This window comes from Mesorhizobium sp. L2C084A000 (assembly GCF_000502875.1).
In the GTDB taxonomy this organism is placed as follows: domain Bacteria; phylum Pseudomonadota; class Alphaproteobacteria; order Rhizobiales; family Rhizobiaceae; genus Mesorhizobium.
Genome location: NZ_AYWX01000010.1, coordinates 143,472 through 161,759, shown reverse-complemented (window position 1 = coordinate 161,759; position 18,288 = coordinate 143,472). Strand labels below are relative to the sequence as shown.

Below are 18,288 nucleotides of genomic sequence, written 5' to 3'. Positions count from 1 at the left end.
GAACAGCTGGCAGCGATGACGGAAAAAGCCCTGGATCATCTCGTCGAAAGGCTGGACGGCCTGGCGCCGGCCACGGCACTGGTGCTCGGTTCGGGCCTCGGCGGTCTGGTCGACCAGATCGAGGACCCGATCCGCATCTCCTATGCCGACCTGCCCGGTTTTCCCAGAAGCGGTGTCACCGGGCACGCCGGCGAAGTGGTGGCAGGGCTGTTTGCCGGCGTGCCGGTGCTGATGCTTTCGGGCCGCGCCCATTACTACGAGCACGGCGTTGCCGCGGCGATGCGGCCGGTGCTGGAAGTGCTTGCCGGCATCGNGGGCCGCGCCCATTACTACGAGCACGGCGTTGCCGCGGCGATGCGGCCGGTGCTGGAAGTGCTTGCCGGCATCGGCATCACGAAGCTGATCCTCACCAATGCCGCCGGCTCGGTCGATCCGGACATGCCGCCGGGCTCGGTGATGCTGATATCGGACCACATCAATTTCTCGGGCACCAATCCGCTGATCGGCGAACCAAGCGACCGGCGTTTCGTCGGCCTGACTGAAGCCTATGATGCCGGCATCCGCCAGGCCATCGAACGGGCGGCAAATGCGACCGGCACCACCCTGCACAAGGGCGTCTATATGTGGTTCTCCGGCCCATGCTTCGAAACGCCGGCCGAGATCCGCATGGCGCGCATCATGGGCGCCAATGCGGTCGGCATGTCGACCGTACCGGAGGTCATTCTCGCCCGCTTCCTCGGACTGCGCGTCGCCGCCTGTTCGGTCATCACCAATTTGGCGGCCGGCATGACCGGGGCCGAGCTATCGCACCAGGAGACCAAGGACATGGCACCGGTAGGCGGCGCGCGGCTGGCGACGATCCTGCAGCGCGTGTTTCGCGACGGACTGCTGGAGATCTGATGCTTCCCCAGGAAATCATCCGCCGCAAGCGCGATGGCCTCAGGCTGTCGGAAGAGGAGATCGCCGGCTTCGTCGAGGGCGTGACGTCAGGCGCCGTTACCGATGGCCAGGCTGGCGCCTTCGCCATGGCGGTGTTCTTCAACGGCATGAGCCGCGACGAGGCCGTGGCGCTCACGCTGGCGATGCGCGATTCCGGCGACGTGCTCGACTGGTCGGACCTGCCCGGCCCGGTCACCGACAAGCATTCGACCGGCGGCGTCGGCGACAATGTCTCGCTGATGCTGGCGCCGATCGTCGCCGCCTGCGGCGCCTATGTGCCGATGATCTCGGGCCGTGGCCTTGGCCACACCGGCGGCACGCTGGACAAGATGGATGCTATCCCCGGCTACATCAGCCAGCCCGACGTCGCGCTGTTTCGCAAGGCGGTGCTCGAAACAGGCTGTGCCATCATCGGCCAGACCGCCGACCTCGCGCCCGCCGATCGGCGGCTCTATGCGATCCGCGACGTCTCCGGCACGGTCGAATCGGTGCCGCTGATCACCGCTTCGATCCTGTCGAAGAAGCTTGCGGCCGGGCTGCAATCGCTGGTGCTCGACGTCAAGGTCGGCAACGGCGCCTTCATGGAAAAATCGCGCGACGCCACCGCGCTCGCCAACAGTCTGGTCGAGATCGCCAACGGCGCCGGACTGAAGGCCTCGGCGTTGATCACCGGCATGAACGAGCCGCTGGCGTCGGCCGCCGGCAACGCCGTCGAGGTGCGCAACGCCGTTGATTTCCTCACCGGCCGGTATCGTGACCGTCGGCTCGAGGACGTGACGCTGGCGCTGGCCGCCGAAATGCTGCAGTCGGCCGGGCTGGTATCGTCCAACCAGGATGGCATGCGGCGCGCCACCGAGACGCTCGCCAGCGGCCGCGCCGCCGCCACTTTCGCACGCATGGTGGTCGCGCTTGGCGGCCCCGCCGACTTCATCGAGAAGCCGGAAAAGCATCTGCCGGCGGCGGCGATCGAATTTGCCGTCAAGGCAACGGCAAACGGCTTCGTCACCGGCATCGCCACCCGCGATATCGGGCTCGCCGTGGTCGGCCTGGGAGGTGGACGCACGCGGCCGGACGATAAGATCGACCCCGAGGTCGGCATCACCAGGCTGTTGCCGGTCGGTGCGGAGGTTGGGGCCGGCGAGCCGCTGGCGCTGGTCCATGCCCGCTCATCGGCCGATGCTGAGGCCGCCGCGGCAACCGTGCTTTCGGCCTATACGGTCGGCGCCTCGAAGCCGCCCGCCGACAAGTCGGTCATCCGGCGGATTCTGCCGCGCGGCTAAAGCAATTCCAGGAAAAGTGTGAAACGGCTTCCCGGGAAAAGCGCATAACGCTTTCCCTTGGAAATTACGGAGAACGAACGGCCTTACTGGACAAGCAGCAGCGTGCCGTTCTCGACCTGGTATTTGTCGAGCCGGTTGAGGAAGCTCATGCCGATCAGATTGGTGCGCAGCGCCCTGTCGTCGAGCACGATGGTCTGGACGTCATTGACCGTGATGTTGCCGATCTGCAGGCGGTCGATCATGGCCACGGCCGCCTTGATGGTGCCGTTGGCGGTGTTGACCTCGTGGCTGAAGTCCGAAGCGTTCAGCGACAAGCCGATCCTGCGCGCCGTCGAAATGTTGATGGCGACCAATGTCGCGCCGGTGTCGATCATGCCGTCGATCTGACGTCCGTTGAACTTGAAAGCCGATGAGAAATGTCCGCGCTCGTCAGCCGCGACGACCACCTTGCGGCCCATCGGCAGCGGTGCCGCGGGCTTGTTGGGCATCGATGCCAGATTGACGTCTGGTTGGGCTTCGACCGCTTGTTTGCCCGGCACCGCCGACCTCAGCAGGTTTTCGACGAGTTGCGGATTGGACTGATACACAATCGGTATCGATGCCGATGAACCGGCGAAAACGGCAAGGATGAGAAGTTTGCGCAGCATGGATCGGCCTCGCCGCATGACCCCGAAAATCGGGATCGATTTTCGGAAAGGCTCATGCGCAAAATCAAAGTGCTACAGCGCCCTTTGCGCGTCCGAAATGGACGCGCGGCGCCGTAGTGACAGCCGATCGTTAGACCCGGATGGTGTTTGCCGCTTTAACGCGCGCCAAAACCGCGCCTTTGCGTAAACATTTGGTAAATCGGACCAGGCGACTTCGCCTGATATTACTTGGTCCCGTACATGCGGTCGCCGGCGTCGCCAAGGCCGGGCATGATGTAGCCCTTCTCGTTGAGCTGGCGGTCGATCGAAGCGGTGAAGACGGGAACGTCCGGATGCGCCTTGATGAAGCGCTCGATGCCTTCGGGCGCCGCCAGCAGGCAAAGGAAACGGATGTTGGTGGCACCACGCTCTTTCAGCTTGTCGATCGCCGCGATCGCCGAATTGGCGGTCGCCAGCATCGGATCGACGACGATCACCAGCCGGTCGGCGAGGTCGCTCGGCGCCTTGAAGAAATATTCGACCGCTTCCAGCGTTTCGTGATCGCGGTAGAGACCGACATGGGCGACGCGGGCCGCCGGAACCAGGTCGAGCAGGCCTTCCAGCAAGCCGTTGCCGGCGCGCAGCACCGAGGCGAAGACCAGCTTCTTGCCCTCAAGCGTCGGCGCTTCCATGGTTTCCATCGGCGTCTCGATGGTCGTCGTCGTCAGTTCGAGGTTGCGGGTGACCTCGTAGCCGAGCAGCAGCGAGATTTCGCGCAGCAGCCGGCGAAAGCCGGCCGTCGAGGTTTCCTTCTTGCGCATGATGGTCAGCTTGTGCTGGACAAGCGGGTGGTCGACGACGGTGACGCCCTTCATGGTGTTCTCCTGATGCCTGCGCCCGAAAATGCGCACATGGCCCTTTCGGACGCGCCGCGCTTCAAACTGCATGGGCGAACCCTAGCGGCAATGCGCCGGCCAAGGAACCGCTTGGCCCGCACCGACCACAGCTTTGTCGGCGGAAATCAGCGTGCCGCGCTGCTCAACCGGGCAAGAAGTGCCGTCTTTGTCTTTCTGTCGACGAAAGCGGCCTCGATGGCGGTGCGGGTAACGGCGGCCAGCGCCTTTTCGTTCATCGAGAAATGCTCGGCGGCAATCTCGTATTCCCGCTTCAGCGAGGTCCAGAAATAGGGCGGATCGTCGGAATTGAGCGTCACCTTGCAGCCGGCCGCCTGCAGGGCAGGAAACGGATGACCGGCGAAACTGTCGAACACCTTGAGCGCGATGTTGGAACCGGGGCAGCATTCCAGCACGACGCCCTCGTCGGCGATGCGCCGGACCAGGTCCGGGTTCTCGATGGCGCGCACGCCATGGCCGATGCGGGACGGACGGATATGATCGAGCGCCGCCTGGACGGTCTCCCAGCCCGTCAATTCGCCGGCATGGATGGTGATGCCGAGCCCGGCCTCGCGGGCGATCTCGAAAGCCCTGACATAGTCCTCCATATCGCCGATGCGCTCATCGCCGGCGACGCCGAAACCGGTGACCAGCGGATGCCCGCAGCGCGCCGCGAAGCGCGCCGCCTGCTCGATCGACTCGACGCCGACATGGCGTACGCCGGTGACGATCATGCGGCCCTCGATGCCGGTCTTGGCCTTGGCGCGGGCCATGCCTTCGCCGAGCGCATCGGTATAGGCCTTGGGCGACAGGCCGGCCTTTTTCGCGTGGTCCGGCGAGGTGAACACCTCGGAATAGATGGCGCCATCGCGAGCGAGACTGGTCAGATAGTGGTCGGCCAGCCGCGCATAGTCCTCCTCGGTCCGGAACAGATCGGCGGAAAAATCATAAGCCGCCAGGAAGGAGGTGAAATCGTGCCAGACGAAGGAACCGTTCTGGATATAGGGCGAGGTGTCCTTGCCGTATTTCTGCGCCTGGCGGATGACGAGTTCGGGCGCCGCTGCCCCTTCGATGTGGCAGTGCAGTTCCGCTTTCAAAGGCATTCAACCATCCCGTCGGTCCGTCCAGGTCTCGAAAACCCGCCACCTGGAAGCGCGGCTGAACACCGCGCCTTAAACAATAGCGCCCGCACCATCGATCGGCTATGGTCCCGCCGGTTTTATGACGGATCAAAAAAATGTCAGTTGAGAGAACCACGGCTGCGGGCGGCATGGAAACCTCCTATGGTTTCAAGCGTGTAGGGGCTGCCGACAAGCAGTCCCTGGTCAACGATGTTTTCCACAAGGTCGCCAACCGCTACGACCTGATGAACGATCTGATGTCGGCCGGCCTGCACCGGCTGTGGAAGGACGCCATGGTCACCTGGCTCAATCCTCCCAAAAGGATCGGCTGGCGCGTGCTGGACGTTGCCGGCGGCACCGGCGACATCGCCTTCCGCATCGTCGATGCCAGCCACGGCAATGCCCATGCCACCGTGCTCGACATCAATGGCTCGATGCTGGCTGTCGGCCGCGACCGGGCCGAAAAGAAGGGCCTGTCCGGCAACACCGATTTCGTCGAGGCCAACGCCGAGGAACTGCCCTTCCCTGATGCCACATTCGATGCCTACACCATCGCTTTCGGTATCCGCAACGTACCGCGCATCGAGGTGGCCTTGGGCGAAGCGTTTCGCGTGCTGAAGCCCGGCGGGCGCTTCCTGTGCCTGGAGTTTTCCGAGGTCGAGATGCCGCTTCTCGACAAGGCCTACGAAGCCTGGTCGTTCAACGCCATTCCAAAGATCGGCAAGATGGTCACTGGCGACGGCGAACCCTATTCCTATCTGGTCGAATCGATCGCCAGGTTTCCCAATCAGCAGAATTTCGCGACGATGATTTCCCGCGCCGGCTTCGACCGCGTTTCCTTCCGCAACTATTCCGGCGGTATTGCAGCACTTCATTCGGGCTGGAAGCTTTGAGGCCGGGCCGCATTTCTCACAACCGACGCGTGCTATGCCGGTTCAAAGAGCCGGCAGGATCGGCGCTGCCATGAGCAATGTCAGTGCAGGATTCCGGCTCGTAAGGGCCGGCTGGGTGCTGGTCCGCGAGGGTGTCGTCGCCGCTCTGCCGGGTGAGGAACTGTCCGGCCTGCCGAAGTTCGGATGGCGGATGGCGCGGCTGCTCACCCGCCGCCGCGCGCTGGCCTATGAGCGCAGCGACCGGCTGGCCAAGGCGGTCGTCCGGCTCGGTCCATCTTATGTAAAGCTCGGCCAGTTCCTGGCGACGCGGCCCGACGTCGTCGGCAACGACATGGCGCTCGATCTCGCCACGTTGCAGGACAAGATGCACACCTTCCCCCGGGCCGAGGCCATCGCGGCGGTCGAGGCTTCGCTCGGGCGCAAGATCGGCGCCCTCTATACGCAATTCGGCGACCCGGTCGCCGCCGCCTCCATCGCCCAGGTCCATGCCGCCGACGCTCTCCATGACGGCATTGCCACCAAGGTGGCGGTCAAGGTGATCCGGCCAGGCGTGCGCCGCCGTTTTTTCCAGGATCTCGAAAGCTATTTCCTCGCCGCTCGCCTGCAGGAGAAATACATCCCCTCGTCACGCCGGCTGCGGCCGGTCGAGGTCACCCAGACGCTGGCACAGACCACCAAGATCGAGATGGATCTTCGCCTCGAGGCGGCGGCTCTCTCGGAGCTCGGCGAAAGCACCAGGGACGACCCCGGCTTTCGCGTGCCGTCCGTCGACTGGGAGCGCACCGGCCGCGACGTCTTGACCATGGAGTGGGTCGACGGCGTCAAGATGAACGACATTGCCGGCCTGGAGGCCGCCGGCCACGATCTGAAGGCGATCGCAGCCAACCTCATCCAGTCGTTCCTGCGCCACACCCTGCGCGACGGCTTCTTCCATGCCGACATGCATCCGGGCAATTTGTTCGTCGAGGCAAACGGCACCATCGTCGCCGTCGATCTCGGCATTGCCGGCAGGCTCGGCAAGAAGGAGCGCCGCTTCCTCGCCGAAATTCTCTACGGCTTCATCACGCGCGACTATCTGCGTGTCGCCGAGGTCCATTTCGAGGCCGGCTATGTGCCGCGCCAGCACAATGTCGCAGCCTTCGCGCAGGCGATCCGGGCGATCGGCGAGCCGATCCATGGCCAGCCGGCCGAGACCATCTCGATGGCCAAGCTTCTGACGCTGCTGTTCGAGGTCACCGAACTCTTCGACATGGCGACGCGGCCCGAATTGATCCTGCTGCAGAAGACCATGGTGGTGGTCGAGGGCGTGGCGCGCACGCTCGACCCGGCCTTCAACATGTGGAAGACGGCCGAGCCGGTGGTCGGCGACTGGATATCAGGCAATCTTGGGCCGCGTGGCATGATGATCGATGCGCGTGACGGCGCCAGGGCGCTGCTCACGCTGGCCCGCCAGATTCCCGAGCTTGCGGCGCGCACCGACCGGCTGTCGCGCGAGATCGACCTGATGGCCGAGCACGGCCTGCGCTTCGACGAGACCACCGCCGACGCCATCGGCAAGGCCGAGGCGCGCTACAGCCGCTCCGGCCGCTGGGCACTCTGGGTAATTGCGCTGACGCTGGTCTACATCGCCTGGAAGCTCATCTGAGTGCAGGCAATGACAGCAATGCTGTCATTGCATGCACGCTGCTTGTTGCCTATATTAAGCGGCTTGGAGCAAGACCATGAGCACGATAACAGTCCGCAACCTTGACGACAACGTGAAGCAGGTGCTCCGCGAGCGCGCCGCCGCGCGCGGCGTTTCGATGGAGCAGGAAGTGCGGGATGCCTTGCGTGAGGCGGCAATCCCAAAAACCAGGCTTGAGAATGGGGCGTGGCGACTGAAGGCTTCCCGTGACGAAATCTTGGCGCTCGGGCGGAAGCTGGAACGCCCTTTTGATCTCAAAGCGATTACTGACCATATGTGGGACGAGGGACTTCTGTGACAGTCGCGGTCGATACCTCGGCGTTGATCGCAATCCTAGGCTCGGAGCCGGATGCCGCTGCATTCGTCGACGTTTTCGGTACCTCATCTGTTGCACTGGTAAGCGCAGCGACGCTGCTGGAGGCGCATTGTGTCGCGAGCCGGTCGAGTGATGGCGTTAACGTCAACGAACTCAAACTGCTAATCGATCTTCTCGAGTTGACGGTAGTTCCTTTTGATTTAGCGCAGCTTGAAGTCGCACGGCTTGCCTACTCTCTCTATGGCCGTGGATCTCATCATCGTGCTGATCTCAACATGGGCGACTGTTTCGCTTACGCCTTGGCCAAGACGCGAAACCTGCCGCTGCTTTTCAAGGGCAATGATTTCATCCATACCGATATCGAACCGGCGCTGAAGCCGGCATGACACTCGATAAGAACTGGTCTTGGGCATGAGCCTCTTCGGCAAGCGCATCCTGCTCATCATTGGCGGCGGCATCGCCGCCTACAAGGCGCTCGATCTGATCCGCCGGCTGCGCGAGCGTGGTGCGGCGGTGCGGGTGATCATGACATCGGCGGCACAGGAATTCGTCACCACTCTGTCGGTCGGCGCGCTTTCCGCCGACCATGTCTTCACCGAACTGTTCGACCGCCAGGACGAGCACGATGTCGGCCATATCAGGCTGTCGCGCGAGGCCGACCTTCTGGTCGTGGCGCCCGCCACCGCCGACCTGGTGGCCAAGCTCGCCAACGGCCACGCCAACGATCTGGCCTCCACCGTGCTTCTCGCCACCGACAAGCCGGTGTTGATGGCGCCGGCCATGAACCCCAGGATGTGGGCGCATCCAGCCACCCGCCGAAACCGCGCGACGCTGCAGAAGGATGGCATTGCCTTCATCGGCCCGGCCAGGGGCGAGATGGCCGAAAGCAATGAGGCGGGCGAAGGCCGCATGGCCGAGCCGCTGGAGATCGTCGCCGCCATCGAGGCGCTGCTCGATGGCGGCCCCAATCCGCTGTCGGGGCGCAAGATCATCGTCACCTCCGGCCCGACGCATGAGCCGATCGACCCGGTGCGCTACATCGCCAACCGTTCGTCCGGCAAGCAGGGCCATGCCATCGCCGCGGCACTGGCCAGGCTCGGCGCCGATGTGCACCTCGTCTCCGGCCCTGTCGGCATCGCCGATCCGGCAGGCGTGAAGACCATCCATGTTGAACGTGCGCAAGAGATGCGCGACGCGGTGGAACAGCTCCTGCCCGCAGACGCGGCGGTGTTCGTCGCCGCCGTGGCCGACTGGCGAACCGAGAATTCAGCCGGTGAGAAGATCAAGAAGGTCGCCGGCGAAGGGCCGCCGGTGCTGCGCATGGTCGAGAATCCCGACATTCTCGCCGGCGTCGGCCATCACAGCCAGCGACCCGGCCTGGTTATCGGCTTCGCCGCCGAGACGCAGGATCTCCTGCGCAACGCCGAGGCCAAACTCAAGAAAAAAGGCGCCGATCTCATCGTCGCCAACGACGTGTCGCAGGGAAGCGGCGTCGGTTCTTCGGGCGTGATGGGCGGCGATCGCAACCGGGTGCGGATCGTGTCAAAGGCTGGCGTCGAGGAATGGCCGGAGATGAGCAAGGATGATGTGGCGGCGCGGCTCGCCGCCCTGATCGCCGAAAGGCTTAAAACGATCGTCGTTTGAGCTGAAAGACGTTCTGCTGCAGTAACGCACCGCCCTGCCGCGAGATGGCATTCAGGCGGCGCGCTTTAAGTCCTGCGGCTCTACATCAATTGGTCAAAAGCTCGGCGGTTCGGGCAAGCGCGCCGGCGAAGCCGTTGAGCGGAATGGAAAAGCTCACCGCTTGTCCGGTGTCTGCCGCGAAAGCGTCGATCTTCAGTGTGGTGCCTGATTTCAGCAGTGGCGTGACAGTCGCATCGAACACCACCGGCACCAGACAGCCGACGACCTGGCAGGTGTTGAACGCCAGGCTGCCGTCCAGCTTCTGATCGTCGATGGTCAGGCTGACCCCCTTGGCCAGCGCCAGGCCGAACGGCAACGCAAGCGTGCCCGTGGCATCCTCGCCGGTCTTGCTCGACAGCTCGATCGCCAGCAGCCGCTGATTGCTTTGCTTGTTGAATTGCTGATGCGACAGGCTGCAGGTCTTGGCCGTGCCCGATATCTGGCAATTGACCGTCCAGTCGCCGTGGGTTTCAGACAGTGCCGACGCGCCGCCGGGCAACTGCGGCGCATCCGCGGCAGCGGGTGCCGCGACCGCCTTGTCGCTCTTGGTTTGTGCCGCCACGGCCGCCACGCCGACGGTGCAGGCAACACCCAGCATCGCCACGAAATGCGCGTACTTCCTCATCAAGATCCCTCCCGCCCGGCTCCGCCTCGGGCCAGCTAGAAACCGACCTTGAGAGACGCGCTGATCGCGTTCTGTTTAACCGTTTCGCCGAAGGCGCCATTATATCTGACGGACATGCCGACGCCATTGACGCCATTCAGCTCAAGGCCGGCGCCGACCCGATAGAGCGGCGAATCGACGGCCTCCGTCAAGTGCAATGCGGGGTTGCCAGGCAGATTCTCCGCCGCCGCGAAGCGACCTTCGGGGGTGACAAGCAGATTTGGTCGCTCGACCCGCTGGCCATGGCATCGCCGCGCAAACGTCCTATATCAGTGGGCAGAGTTTTTTGCGCGGGAATGAGCGAATGTCGGCACTTCGGCCATCAACGATCTTCACAGTGGCAATGCTGGCCACGGCAGTGCTGGCGGGCGTTTGCCTGCCGGCTTCCGCACAAGCGCTCAATTCCGCTACCGGCAACAATGCGCTGATCCGGCAGAACGACCTGCAAATCCTGCAAAACAGGATACAGCGGCAGCAATATCAGCAGCAACAGCGGCAGTACCGCGCCCAGGACCGCCAGATCGTTCAGCAACCGCCCCCGGTCGTGCAGCAGCTCAAGCCAAGCTGCCAGACCCAGATAATCGGCACCACCGCCGTGAGCAATTGCCGCTGACAACAAGGCCTTTTTCATTTATTTAGCCGACTTAGGTATTTCGAGTGTCTTTCGGCATATGCGAAAGTTTTGGCGGCACATGCGAAAGTTTTGGTTTTGCAACGACGCCTTGTCGCGCTATGCGGCATTGCATCGACTGGATTGACGAATGGCAGCCACCAAGAAGAAAGCCGTACGCAAGGCAAAAAAGGGCGAAAGAATCCGCCAGGTGGCGGCTGTTCCCTTTCGGCTGATCGCGCGCGGCGACATCGAGGTCATGCTGGTTACGTCGCGCACCACCAGGCGCTTCATCGTACCCAAGGGCTGGCCGATGAAGGGCAAGAGCGGGCGCAAGGCGGCCACCATCGAGGCGCAGGAGGAAGCCGGCGTACTCGGCAAGACGCTGAAGCAGCCGGCAGGCACCTATTCCTACTGGAAGCGGCTGGCCAATCGCTTTGTCCGCGTCGACGTCATCGTCTATCTGCTCGAGGTAACGGAGGAACTGGCCGATTGGCAGGAAGCCAAACGACGCCAGCGGGCCTGGCTGGCACCAGCCGATGCGGCCATGCTCATCGACGAGCCGGATCTTTCAACGTTGGTGAAGACGCTGAAGCTTCCCCAGCCTATGCAGGTGGACAAGGCGTAAAGCCTCACTCGCCGGGGTCATCGCTTTCGGGAAACGGCCGCACCGGCGTGCCGGTATAGGCCCACAGCCACTCGCGCGGCAGCGGCCCCTTGTTTCGCTCGGCCTGCTGCGACTGCTCCCAAGCATGCGCCAGGATGCCGACCGAGCGCGACAGCACGAAAAGCCCTCGCGTCAGCGGCGGCGGAAAACCGAGTTCGCCATAGATGACGGCGGTGGCGCCATCGATGTTGAGCGGTATTTTTTTCCCCTTGCGGCGTTCGACGTCAGCCTCGATCGCAGCGGCGATGTCGGCGAAACGTCCATTGACGGCACCGCGTGCGGCGAATTCGCGGATCAGTTCCAGCAAGCGCGGCGCGCGCGGGTCGACGGGATGGAAGCGATGTCCGAGTCCCGGCACATAGCCCTTCTCCTCGGCGAAGAACCGGTCGAGCCGCGCCGAGACCGCCTCATTCAGCGTCATCCCGGCATCGATCGCCACGGCAATGTCACCATAGAAGGAAAGCGCCTGCTCGCCGGCGCCTCCATGCACGTCGCCGAGAACGTTGATGGCCGAGGCCATGGCGCTGTTGATACCGACGCCGCAGGTTGCAGCCATGCGCGCGATGGCGATCGATGGCGCCTGCGGTCCGTGGTCGACGGCGGCACCGAGCGCAATGCCGAGCAGCGCGGCCTGATCCTCGCTGGGCAGTTCGCCGCGCAGCATCAGCCAGATCATCGCCGGGAAGCTGACGCGGCCGATCAGATCCTGGATCTCGTAGCCGCGCAGCCGGATGACACCAGGCCGCATCTCGATGATGTCGGTCTGCCACCATTCCTCGCCGCGCTCACGGCCTGTCTTCTTCTCCGTGCCGCTCATGCGCTTGCCTTTGTGTTGACGCGCGGTGGCAGGTCGGCGAACACCTCGCCCATATGTTCGCCGAGCGCCGGCGGCGGCTTTGTCGGCAAGGGCGCCTCGCCATCGACCATGAAGCCGCCGCGCAGAACGGTCAGCGGTTTGTCCATACCAGCCACATCGTCGAAATTCGCGGTCACCTGGCGTTCGAGGACTTGCGGCTCGGCCAGCACTTGCGGGATCGTCAGCACCCTGCCGGCAGGCACGCCGGCGCGATTGAGCATCTCTTCCCAGGCCGCAGCCGGCGCGCCCGCCAGGGCGTGCTCGATCTCGACTTTAAGCGCCGCACGGTTGCGCTTGCGCGTCTCGCGCTCGGCAAAGCGGGCATCCAGGGCCAGTTCCGGCCGGCCGATCAGCCGGCACAGCGTCACGAACTGTTCCTGCTTGTTGGCGGCGATATTGATGAGCCCGTCGCCGGTGCGAAACGCACCGGAGGGTGCCGCCGTCATGTTCTCATTGCCCATCGGCTTGGGGTCGATGCCTGCGGTCAGATAGTTGGAAACCGGCCAGCCAAGCGCGGAAAGTGTGCATTCGAGCATCGAGACGTCGAGAAAGGCACCCTCGCCGCTCGTCTTCTGCCGCACCAGCGCCGAGGCGATGGCGAACGCGCCGACCAGTCCGCCAAGCGTGTCGGCCACGGGATAGCCGACCCGCAGCGGCGCCGTTTCCGGTGTGCCGGTGATACTCATGATCCCCGACAGGCCCTGGATTATCTGGTCATAGGCGGGATTGTCGCGCATCGGCCCGGTCTGGCCGAAACCCGATATCGCGCAATAGACGAGGCCTGGACGCACCGTCTTCAGCGCCTCGTAGCCAAGCCCCAGCCGATCCATCACGCCCGGGCGGAAATTCTCCACCAGGGCATCGGCGCTGGCCACCAGATCGAAAAAGCGCTCGCGATCGGCTTGCTTCTTGAGGTCGAGCACCACCGACCGTTTGCCGGCGTTCTGCGCCAGGAACGATGCGCCCATGCCGGCGCTGTTCAGCTTTGGCGAGCCGCCGAGCTGGCGGGCCAGGTCGCCGCCTTGCGGCGCCTCGACCTTGATCACATCGGCGCCAAGCAGCGCCAGCTGATAGGCGCAGTAGGGACCGGCCAGCACATTGGTCAGGTCAAGGACGCGGATACCGGAAAGCAGTTCTGTCATGGCATCATGGATCGATCAGGCATCGCCGGGCACATGCTCCGGTCCGCGCCGACGCCGATGCTCGATGAAGGCCCAGATATGCGGGCCGGCGAGGCCGATGAAGGCGAGCGTCAGCAGCGTCAGCGACAGCTTGTGGGTGTAGAACACCGACCAGTCGCCATTCGAGATGGTCATCGCCCGGCGGAACTGGGTTTCGGCGAGCGGCCCAAGGATCATGCCGATAATGACAGGCGCGGTCGGGAAATCGAACCGCCGCATCAGGAAACCGGCCGCTCCCAGCAGATAGAGGATGACGAGGTCGATGGGCGACTGCGAAATACCATAGGTGCCGACCGTCGCGAACACCAGGATGCCGGCATAAAGCTGCGGCGCCGGGATTTTCAGCAACCGCACCCACAGCCCGATCAACGGCAGGTTGAGGATGACCAGGATGACGTTGGCGATGAACAGGCTGGCGATCAGCCCCCAGACGAGATCGCCCTGGGTCGTGAGTAGCAGCGGTCCGGGATTGATGCCGTAGCTCTGGAAGGCCGACAGCATGATCGCCGCCGTCGCCGACGTTGGCAGGCCGAGCGTCAGCATCGGCACCAGCACGCCGGCTGCAGACGCATTGTTGGCGGCTTCCGGGCCGGCGACGCCTTCGATGGCGCCGACCGTGCCGAACTCCTCCTTGTGCTTCGACAGCTTCTTTTCGATGGCGTAGGACAGGAATGTCGGGATCTCGGCGCCGCCGGCCGGCATGGCGCCGATCGGGAAGCCGATAGCAGCGCCGCGCAGCCACGGCTTCCACGAACGCCCCCATTCGGCCGCCGTCATGTAGAGCGAGCCCTTCAGCGGCACGATCTCGTCCTTGCCTGCATAGCGGCGCGAGGCCATGTAGAGCGTCTCGCCGACGGCAAACAGGCCGACCGCGGCAATGATGACATCGACGCCATCGAGCAGTTCGTTCGTGCCGAAGGTGAAGCGCGGCTGGCCGGTCTGCAGGTCGACGCCGATCATGCCGATGACGAAGCCGGCGAACAGGCTGGTCAGGCCGCGCACCGACGACGAGCCGAGCACCGCCGAAACGGTGATGAAGGCCAGCACCATCAGCGAGAAATATTCGGCCGGACCGAAGGCCAGCGCGAATTTGACCACCACCGGCGCCAGGAAGGCAACGCCCATCGTGCCGATCGTGCCAGCGACGAACGAGCCGATCGCCGACGTGGCGAGCGCCGCACCGCCACGGCCGGAACGCGCCATCCTGTTGCCTTCCAACGCAGTGACGATGGTGGCGCTTTCGCCGGGCGTGTTGAGCAGGATCGACGTCGTCGAACCGCCGTACATGGCGCCGTAGTAGATGCCGGCGAACAGGATGAAGGATGCCTCCGGCGCCACCTGATAGGTGATCGGCAAAAGCAGCGCGATGGTCAGCGCCGGCCCAAGACCGGGCAGCACGCCGATGGCGGTGCCAAGCGTGGTGCCAAGCAGGCACCACAGAAGGTTGACCGGGGTGAAGGCGACCGAGAAGCCATGTGCGAGATGTCCGAGCGTTTCCATGGCGTCAGCCCCTCAACACGGTGATGAACGCATCGATGACCGTGTTCAGCTGGTTCTCGATGAAACCGGCACCGATGTTGACGCCAAGCGCCCTGGCGAAGCCGAAATAGGCGGCCAGCGCCAGGATCAGGCCGAGCACTGCGTCACGCAGTGTGCGCTTGCTGCCGAAGCCGTAGCAGACCAGAACGAACATAATGACCGAGGCGGCGGTAAAGCCGAGCGGCTGGATCAGCACCAGGTTTGCCACCAGCCCGATAACGACGATGCCCATCGCCTTCCAGTCGGTCGGCGTTTCCTTTTCTTCCTCCGGCTGCCAGCCGCCGCGCAGCGCTGCGAGGATGAGCAGCAGCGAAAGCACGATCATGCCGGTCATGGTGATATAGGGAAAGACGGTCGGCCCGACCTTGGAATAGAGCGGCGACACCGGGATCGCCAAGGTCTGCCAGGCTACGGCCCCGGCGCAGGCGAGAAGCCCGACGCCGATCAACAATTCGGGCATGGCAAGGCGCGGCGCCGCCGCCTGAGGGTCGCTGGTGCTCATCGGTGTCCTCCCAAGGTGGCCGGCATCCTCCAGCCGACCGCATCCGCAGTTTCGCCGCATCATATGTCCATGCGGCAGGCGAGATGGGAAGGGGGCGGCACTCTAACCGCCCCCTGAAGACATCAGGCGAGGCCGAGATCCTTGAGGATCGCGGTGATGCGGGCCGTGTCCTCGGTGAGGAATTTTGCGTAGTCGTCGCCAGTCAAAAGGATGGGCGTCCAGTTGCGGTTTTTGCACTCGGTTGCCCATGCATCGCTCTTGGCCATGGTCTCGATCATTGTGACCATCGCCGCCTTGTCGGCGTCGGAAATGCCCGGCGGTGCGAAGACGCCGCGCCAGTTGAACAGCTCGACATCGATGCCGGCCTCCTTCAGCGTCGGCGCATCGATGCCGTCCTGGCGCTTGTCTGCCGAGATGGCGAGCAGCCGCAGCGCGCCCGCCTTGACCTGCTCGGAGAACTCGCCAAAGCCGGAGATGCCGGCCGCGACCTGGTTGCCGAGCAGCGCCGACAATGCCTCACCGCCGCCGGCGAACGGCACGTAGGACAGGTTTGTCGCCGGCACGCCGACCGTCTTGGCAATCAAGCCGAACAGGATGTGATCCGAACCGCCGGCGGAGCCGCCGGCGACGGGAACTTTTGTCGGATCGGCCTTGAGCGCGGCGACGAAATCAGCGGCCGTCTTGAACGGCGACTCCGCCGGCACGACCAAGGCCTCGAACTCGCCGGTGAGGCGGGCGATCGGGGTGACTTGCGTCAGATTGTTCGCGGCCTTGTTGGCAATGATGGCGCCAACCATGACCATGCCGGCAACCATCAGGGAATTGCCTTTGCCGGTCCACTGGCTGATGAATTGCGGCAGCCCGACAGTGCCGCCGGCGCCGCCGACATTGGTGATCTGCGAACCCGAGATGAGCTTTTCACTGCGCAGCACCTGGTCGATCGTGCGCGCCGTCTGGTCCCAGCCACCACCGGGTGCGGCAGGCACGAAGAGCTGTATCTGGGGCGCGCCTTCGGCGAAAGCGGGAGAAAGATGCGACGTCATCAGCCCGGCACCCACGGCTGCGGTGCTCATCAAAAATCTGCGTCTGTTCAGCATGGGGATTCCTCCAAATCACGACACCTCCTCCGGTGCCCGCCAAAACGCGCCTGCATCCAGACCCGTCATCGATTTCAAGCAGATGTTACGGAGTTCTGTCAACGGAAACGATATTCTACTGGACAGAACGATTTGGCGGCGCGACAGAGTGGCGTGCTCGGCTTTCTTCAAACTGGAACCGCCATGGACTCGCCAAGCAAATCGGCAAATGGGGAAATAGATCGCACCTCGGCGGACGGTGTTGCCGCGCTTGATCGGGCCATTGCCATCCTCGATGCCTTCACCACGGATGACCGGTCGCTCAGCCTGGCCGAAATCGCGGCGCGCACCGGCCTCTACAAGAGCACCATCCTGCGGCTTGCGAATTCCCTTTTGCGCGGACGATTGCTCGAGCGCCTCGACAATGGGCGCTACCGCGTCGGACCCGCGACCTTTCGGCTCGGTGCGCTCTACCAGCGTTCGGTCGTGGCGGTCGATATCCTGCTGCCGATCATGCGCGATCTTTCCGAGCGAAGCTGGGAGAGCGTTGCCTTCTATGTTCGCTCGGGCGATGTCCGCACCTGTCTCTACCGCGTCGAATCCAAGCACCCGATCCGCTACACGATACGCGAAGGCGACGTATTGCCTTTGCTGCTCGGCTCGGGCGGCCGCGTGCTCGCAGCGTTTTCGGGCCAGCAGGGCGAACCCTACGAGACCATCCGCAAGACCTGCAACTGCCTCGCCGTGGGCGACCGGGACCCCGAGACGGGGGGCGTGTCGGCGCCGGTGTTCGGCCCGGGAGGCGTCCTGCTCGGCGCCTTGACTCTGGCTGGGCCCAGCACGCGCGTCGACGCGGCATTTCTGCAGCGCATGAAGCGTCCGCTGCTCGAGGCGGCGGCCCGCGCCACCCGCGCCTTCGGCGAGGACGCCTCCATGCTGGAGCGGGCAAGCCTGGCAGCGGACGCCATGCCGTAGAATGCGTCCTGGTTGGAAGGCTCGCTCAGGGTCAATTTGACCAGAACCACACGGCGGTTCTTGGCGGGGCCCGCCTGTCATTATTGCTGGCGACAGGCGCCATCATGCCGGCGCCGGCAGCGGGCAGCCTCGCCGCTCAGGTCACCGCGCCAGCAGGACGGTCGGAGTGTCATGATAGGTGGTCTTCACCACTTCCCGGTAACCGCACTTGGCAGCCACCCTCAGCGAAGCGCCGTTTTCCGGATCGATGATGCAGACGGTCTTCTCGCGCCCGAAAATCGCTTCGCCCCACGCCAGGACGCGGGCAACCACCTCGGTGGCGAAGCCCGCCCCGTGCACGGCCGGAACCAGCGCCCACCCGGCCTCGGGAATGCCTTCGATCGATGGTTCCATGTCGCGCTTCAGATCGTGAAACCCGGCCTCGCCGATGAAGCGCCCGGTCGCCTTCTCCTCGATCGCCCAGAAGCCATAGCCGAGCAGCGACCACAGGCCGGCGTGACGCAGGAAGCGCATCCAGCTCTCTTCGCGCGTGCGCGGCTTGCCCCCGATGAAACGGGTGACCACTGGATCGGTCCACATCGCGGCATAGGCGTCGAAATCGTCCAGCCGGTGTGCCCGCAGGATGGTTCGCTTCGTTTCGATGACAGGAGCGCTGGTCGCTTGTGGATTGTTCATGGGATCTGCCTCGCACGGATCGCCAGCGATTAGCAAATCGCCGATGCGGCGCAAGGGGCCAGGGCAACACGGCCCATCATCCAGGCGCCGCTATGGGAATTTTGCGAG

21 protein-coding genes are annotated in these 18,288 nt (G+C 64.2%); 9 read left to right on the top strand and 12 right to left on the bottom strand.

The annotated features are described in order from the left end of the window. The first annotated feature begins 15 nt into the window (after positions 1-15). The gene (locus X735_RS144615; RefSeq protein ID WP_023812574.1) at positions 16-900 is read left to right on the top strand and encodes a purine-nucleoside phosphorylase; all 885 of its coding nucleotides are present in this window, start codon (positions 16-18) and stop codon (positions 898-900) included. Further along, positions 900-2,219, top strand: coding sequence for a thymidine phosphorylase (deoA, locus tag X735_RS144620; protein ID WP_023812573.1), 1,320 nt, complete (start codon positions 900-902; stop codon positions 2,217-2,219). Before X735_RS144615 ends, deoA begins: the two co-directional genes overlap by 1 nt. 83 nt (positions 2,220-2,302) lie before the next feature. Here deoA and X735_RS144625 read toward each other — a convergent pair whose 3' ends face one another. From X735_RS144625 to X735_RS144635, 3 genes are all read right to left on the bottom strand, one after another. After that, positions 2,303-2,866 (bottom strand): TIGR02281 family clan AA aspartic protease, encoded by a 564-nt coding sequence (locus X735_RS144625; RefSeq protein ID WP_023812572.1) that lies wholly within the window; start codon positions 2,864-2,866, stop codon positions 2,303-2,305. A gap of 224 nt (positions 2,867-3,090) precedes the next feature. Further along, positions 3,091-3,720, bottom strand: a complete 630-nt coding sequence (gene upp, locus X735_RS144630; RefSeq protein WP_023812571.1) for a uracil phosphoribosyltransferase — start codon at positions 3,718-3,720, stop codon at positions 3,091-3,093. Positions 3,721-3,866: 146 nt separating this feature from the next. Continuing rightward, positions 3,867-4,841 (bottom strand): adenosine deaminase, encoded by a 975-nt coding sequence (locus tag X735_RS144635; protein WP_023812570.1) that lies wholly within the window; start codon positions 4,839-4,841, stop codon positions 3,867-3,869. Positions 4,842-4,975: 134 nt separating this feature from the next. On the opposite strand from X735_RS144635, the gene ubiE reads away from it, so the two are divergent. The 5 genes from ubiE (at position 4,976) to coaBC (ending at position 9,396) form a co-directional block, all read left to right on the top strand. Next, entirely contained in the window at positions 4,976-5,752 is a 777-nt protein-coding gene (ubiE, locus tag X735_RS144640) for a bifunctional demethylmenaquinone methyltransferase/2-methoxy-6-polyprenyl-1,4-benzoquinol methylase UbiE (protein ID WP_023812569.1), read from the top strand. Positions 5,753-5,822: 70 nt separating this feature from the next. Beyond that, a complete protein-coding gene (gene ubiB / locus X735_RS144645) occupies positions 5,823-7,397 on the top strand; it encodes a 2-polyprenylphenol 6-hydroxylase (RefSeq protein WP_023812568.1) in 1,575 nt (524 codons plus the stop codon). 76 nt (positions 7,398-7,473) lie between these two features. Then, complete coding sequence (locus X735_RS144650; RefSeq protein WP_023812567.1) at positions 7,474-7,734, top strand: plasmid stabilization protein; 261 nt, start codon at positions 7,474-7,476, stop codon at positions 7,732-7,734. Then, positions 7,731-8,138, top strand: a complete 408-nt coding sequence (locus X735_RS144655; RefSeq protein ID WP_023812566.1) for a type II toxin-antitoxin system VapC family toxin — start codon at positions 7,731-7,733, stop codon at positions 8,136-8,138. The genes X735_RS144650 and X735_RS144655 overlap by 4 nt, the downstream gene beginning before the upstream one ends. A gap of 25 nt (positions 8,139-8,163) precedes the next feature. Next, positions 8,164-9,396: a bifunctional phosphopantothenoylcysteine decarboxylase/phosphopantothenate--cysteine ligase CoaBC gene (coaBC, locus tag X735_RS144660; RefSeq protein ID WP_023812565.1), complete on the top strand. Its 1,233-nt coding sequence runs from the start codon at positions 8,164-8,166 to the stop codon at positions 9,394-9,396. 85 nt (positions 9,397-9,481) lie between these two features. On the opposite strand, the gene X735_RS144665 is transcribed toward coaBC, so the two are convergent. The 3 genes from X735_RS144665 to X735_RS1000000170415 form a co-directional block, all read right to left on the bottom strand. Beyond that, positions 9,482-10,060: an invasion associated locus B family protein gene (locus X735_RS144665; RefSeq protein ID WP_023812564.1), complete on the bottom strand. Its 579-nt coding sequence runs from the start codon at positions 10,058-10,060 to the stop codon at positions 9,482-9,484. A gap of 35 nt (positions 10,061-10,095) precedes the next feature. Continuing rightward, complete coding sequence (locus X735_RS1000000168825) at positions 10,096-10,257, bottom strand: hypothetical protein (protein ID WP_210164048.1); 162 nt, start codon at positions 10,255-10,257, stop codon at positions 10,096-10,098. Between the two features lie 164 nt (positions 10,258-10,421). Beyond that, positions 10,422-10,730, bottom strand: a complete 309-nt coding sequence (locus X735_RS1000000170415; RefSeq protein WP_164892879.1) for a hypothetical protein — start codon at positions 10,728-10,730, stop codon at positions 10,422-10,424. 130 nt (positions 10,731-10,860) lie between these two features. Here X735_RS1000000170415 and X735_RS144675 point away from each other — a divergent pair, with 130 nt between their 5' ends. Next, on the top strand, positions 10,861-11,337 hold the full coding sequence (locus X735_RS144675) for an NUDIX hydrolase (protein ID WP_023812561.1): 477 nt from the start codon (positions 10,861-10,863) through the stop codon (positions 11,335-11,337). Between the two features lie 4 nt (positions 11,338-11,341). Here the strand turns inward: X735_RS144675 and X735_RS144680 are convergent, their stop codons facing one another. The 5 genes from X735_RS144680 to X735_RS144700 all read right to left on the bottom strand — a co-directional run bounded on the left by X735_RS144680 (position 11,342) and on the right by X735_RS144700 (position 16,551). Further along, positions 11,342-12,193: a citryl-CoA lyase gene (locus X735_RS144680; protein WP_023812560.1), complete on the bottom strand. Its 852-nt coding sequence runs from the start codon at positions 12,191-12,193 to the stop codon at positions 11,342-11,344. Then, the gene (locus tag X735_RS144685) at positions 12,190-13,374 is read right to left on the bottom strand and encodes a CoA transferase (RefSeq protein WP_023812559.1); all 1,185 of its coding nucleotides are present in this window, start codon (positions 13,372-13,374) and stop codon (positions 12,190-12,192) included. The genes X735_RS144680 and X735_RS144685 overlap by 4 nt, the downstream gene beginning before the upstream one ends. 15 nt (positions 13,375-13,389) lie before the next feature. Further along, complete coding sequence (locus tag X735_RS144690; protein ID WP_023812558.1) at positions 13,390-14,913, bottom strand: tripartite tricarboxylate transporter permease; 1,524 nt, start codon at positions 14,911-14,913, stop codon at positions 13,390-13,392. Between the two features lie 4 nt (positions 14,914-14,917). Continuing rightward, the gene (locus X735_RS144695) at positions 14,918-15,454 is read right to left on the bottom strand and encodes a tripartite tricarboxylate transporter TctB family protein (RefSeq protein ID WP_023812557.1); all 537 of its coding nucleotides are present in this window, start codon (positions 15,452-15,454) and stop codon (positions 14,918-14,920) included. Between the two features lie 122 nt (positions 15,455-15,576). Continuing rightward, positions 15,577-16,551, bottom strand: a complete 975-nt coding sequence (locus X735_RS144700) for a tripartite tricarboxylate transporter substrate-binding protein (RefSeq protein WP_023812556.1) — start codon at positions 16,549-16,551, stop codon at positions 15,577-15,579. Positions 16,552-16,734: 183 nt separating this feature from the next. Here X735_RS144700 and X735_RS144705 point away from each other — a divergent pair, with 183 nt between their 5' ends. Continuing rightward, positions 16,735-17,505 carry an IclR family transcriptional regulator gene (locus tag X735_RS144705; protein ID WP_023812555.1) on the top strand — a complete coding sequence of 257 codons (771 nt, stop codon included), beginning with the start codon at positions 16,735-16,737 and terminating at the stop codon, positions 17,503-17,505. Between the two features lie 141 nt (positions 17,506-17,646). On the opposite strand, the gene X735_RS144710 is transcribed toward X735_RS144705, so the two are convergent. Continuing rightward, positions 17,647-18,180: a GNAT family N-acetyltransferase gene (locus X735_RS144710; RefSeq protein WP_023812554.1), complete on the bottom strand. Its 534-nt coding sequence runs from the start codon at positions 18,178-18,180 to the stop codon at positions 17,647-17,649. Between the last annotated feature and the right edge of the window lie 108 nt (positions 18,181-18,288).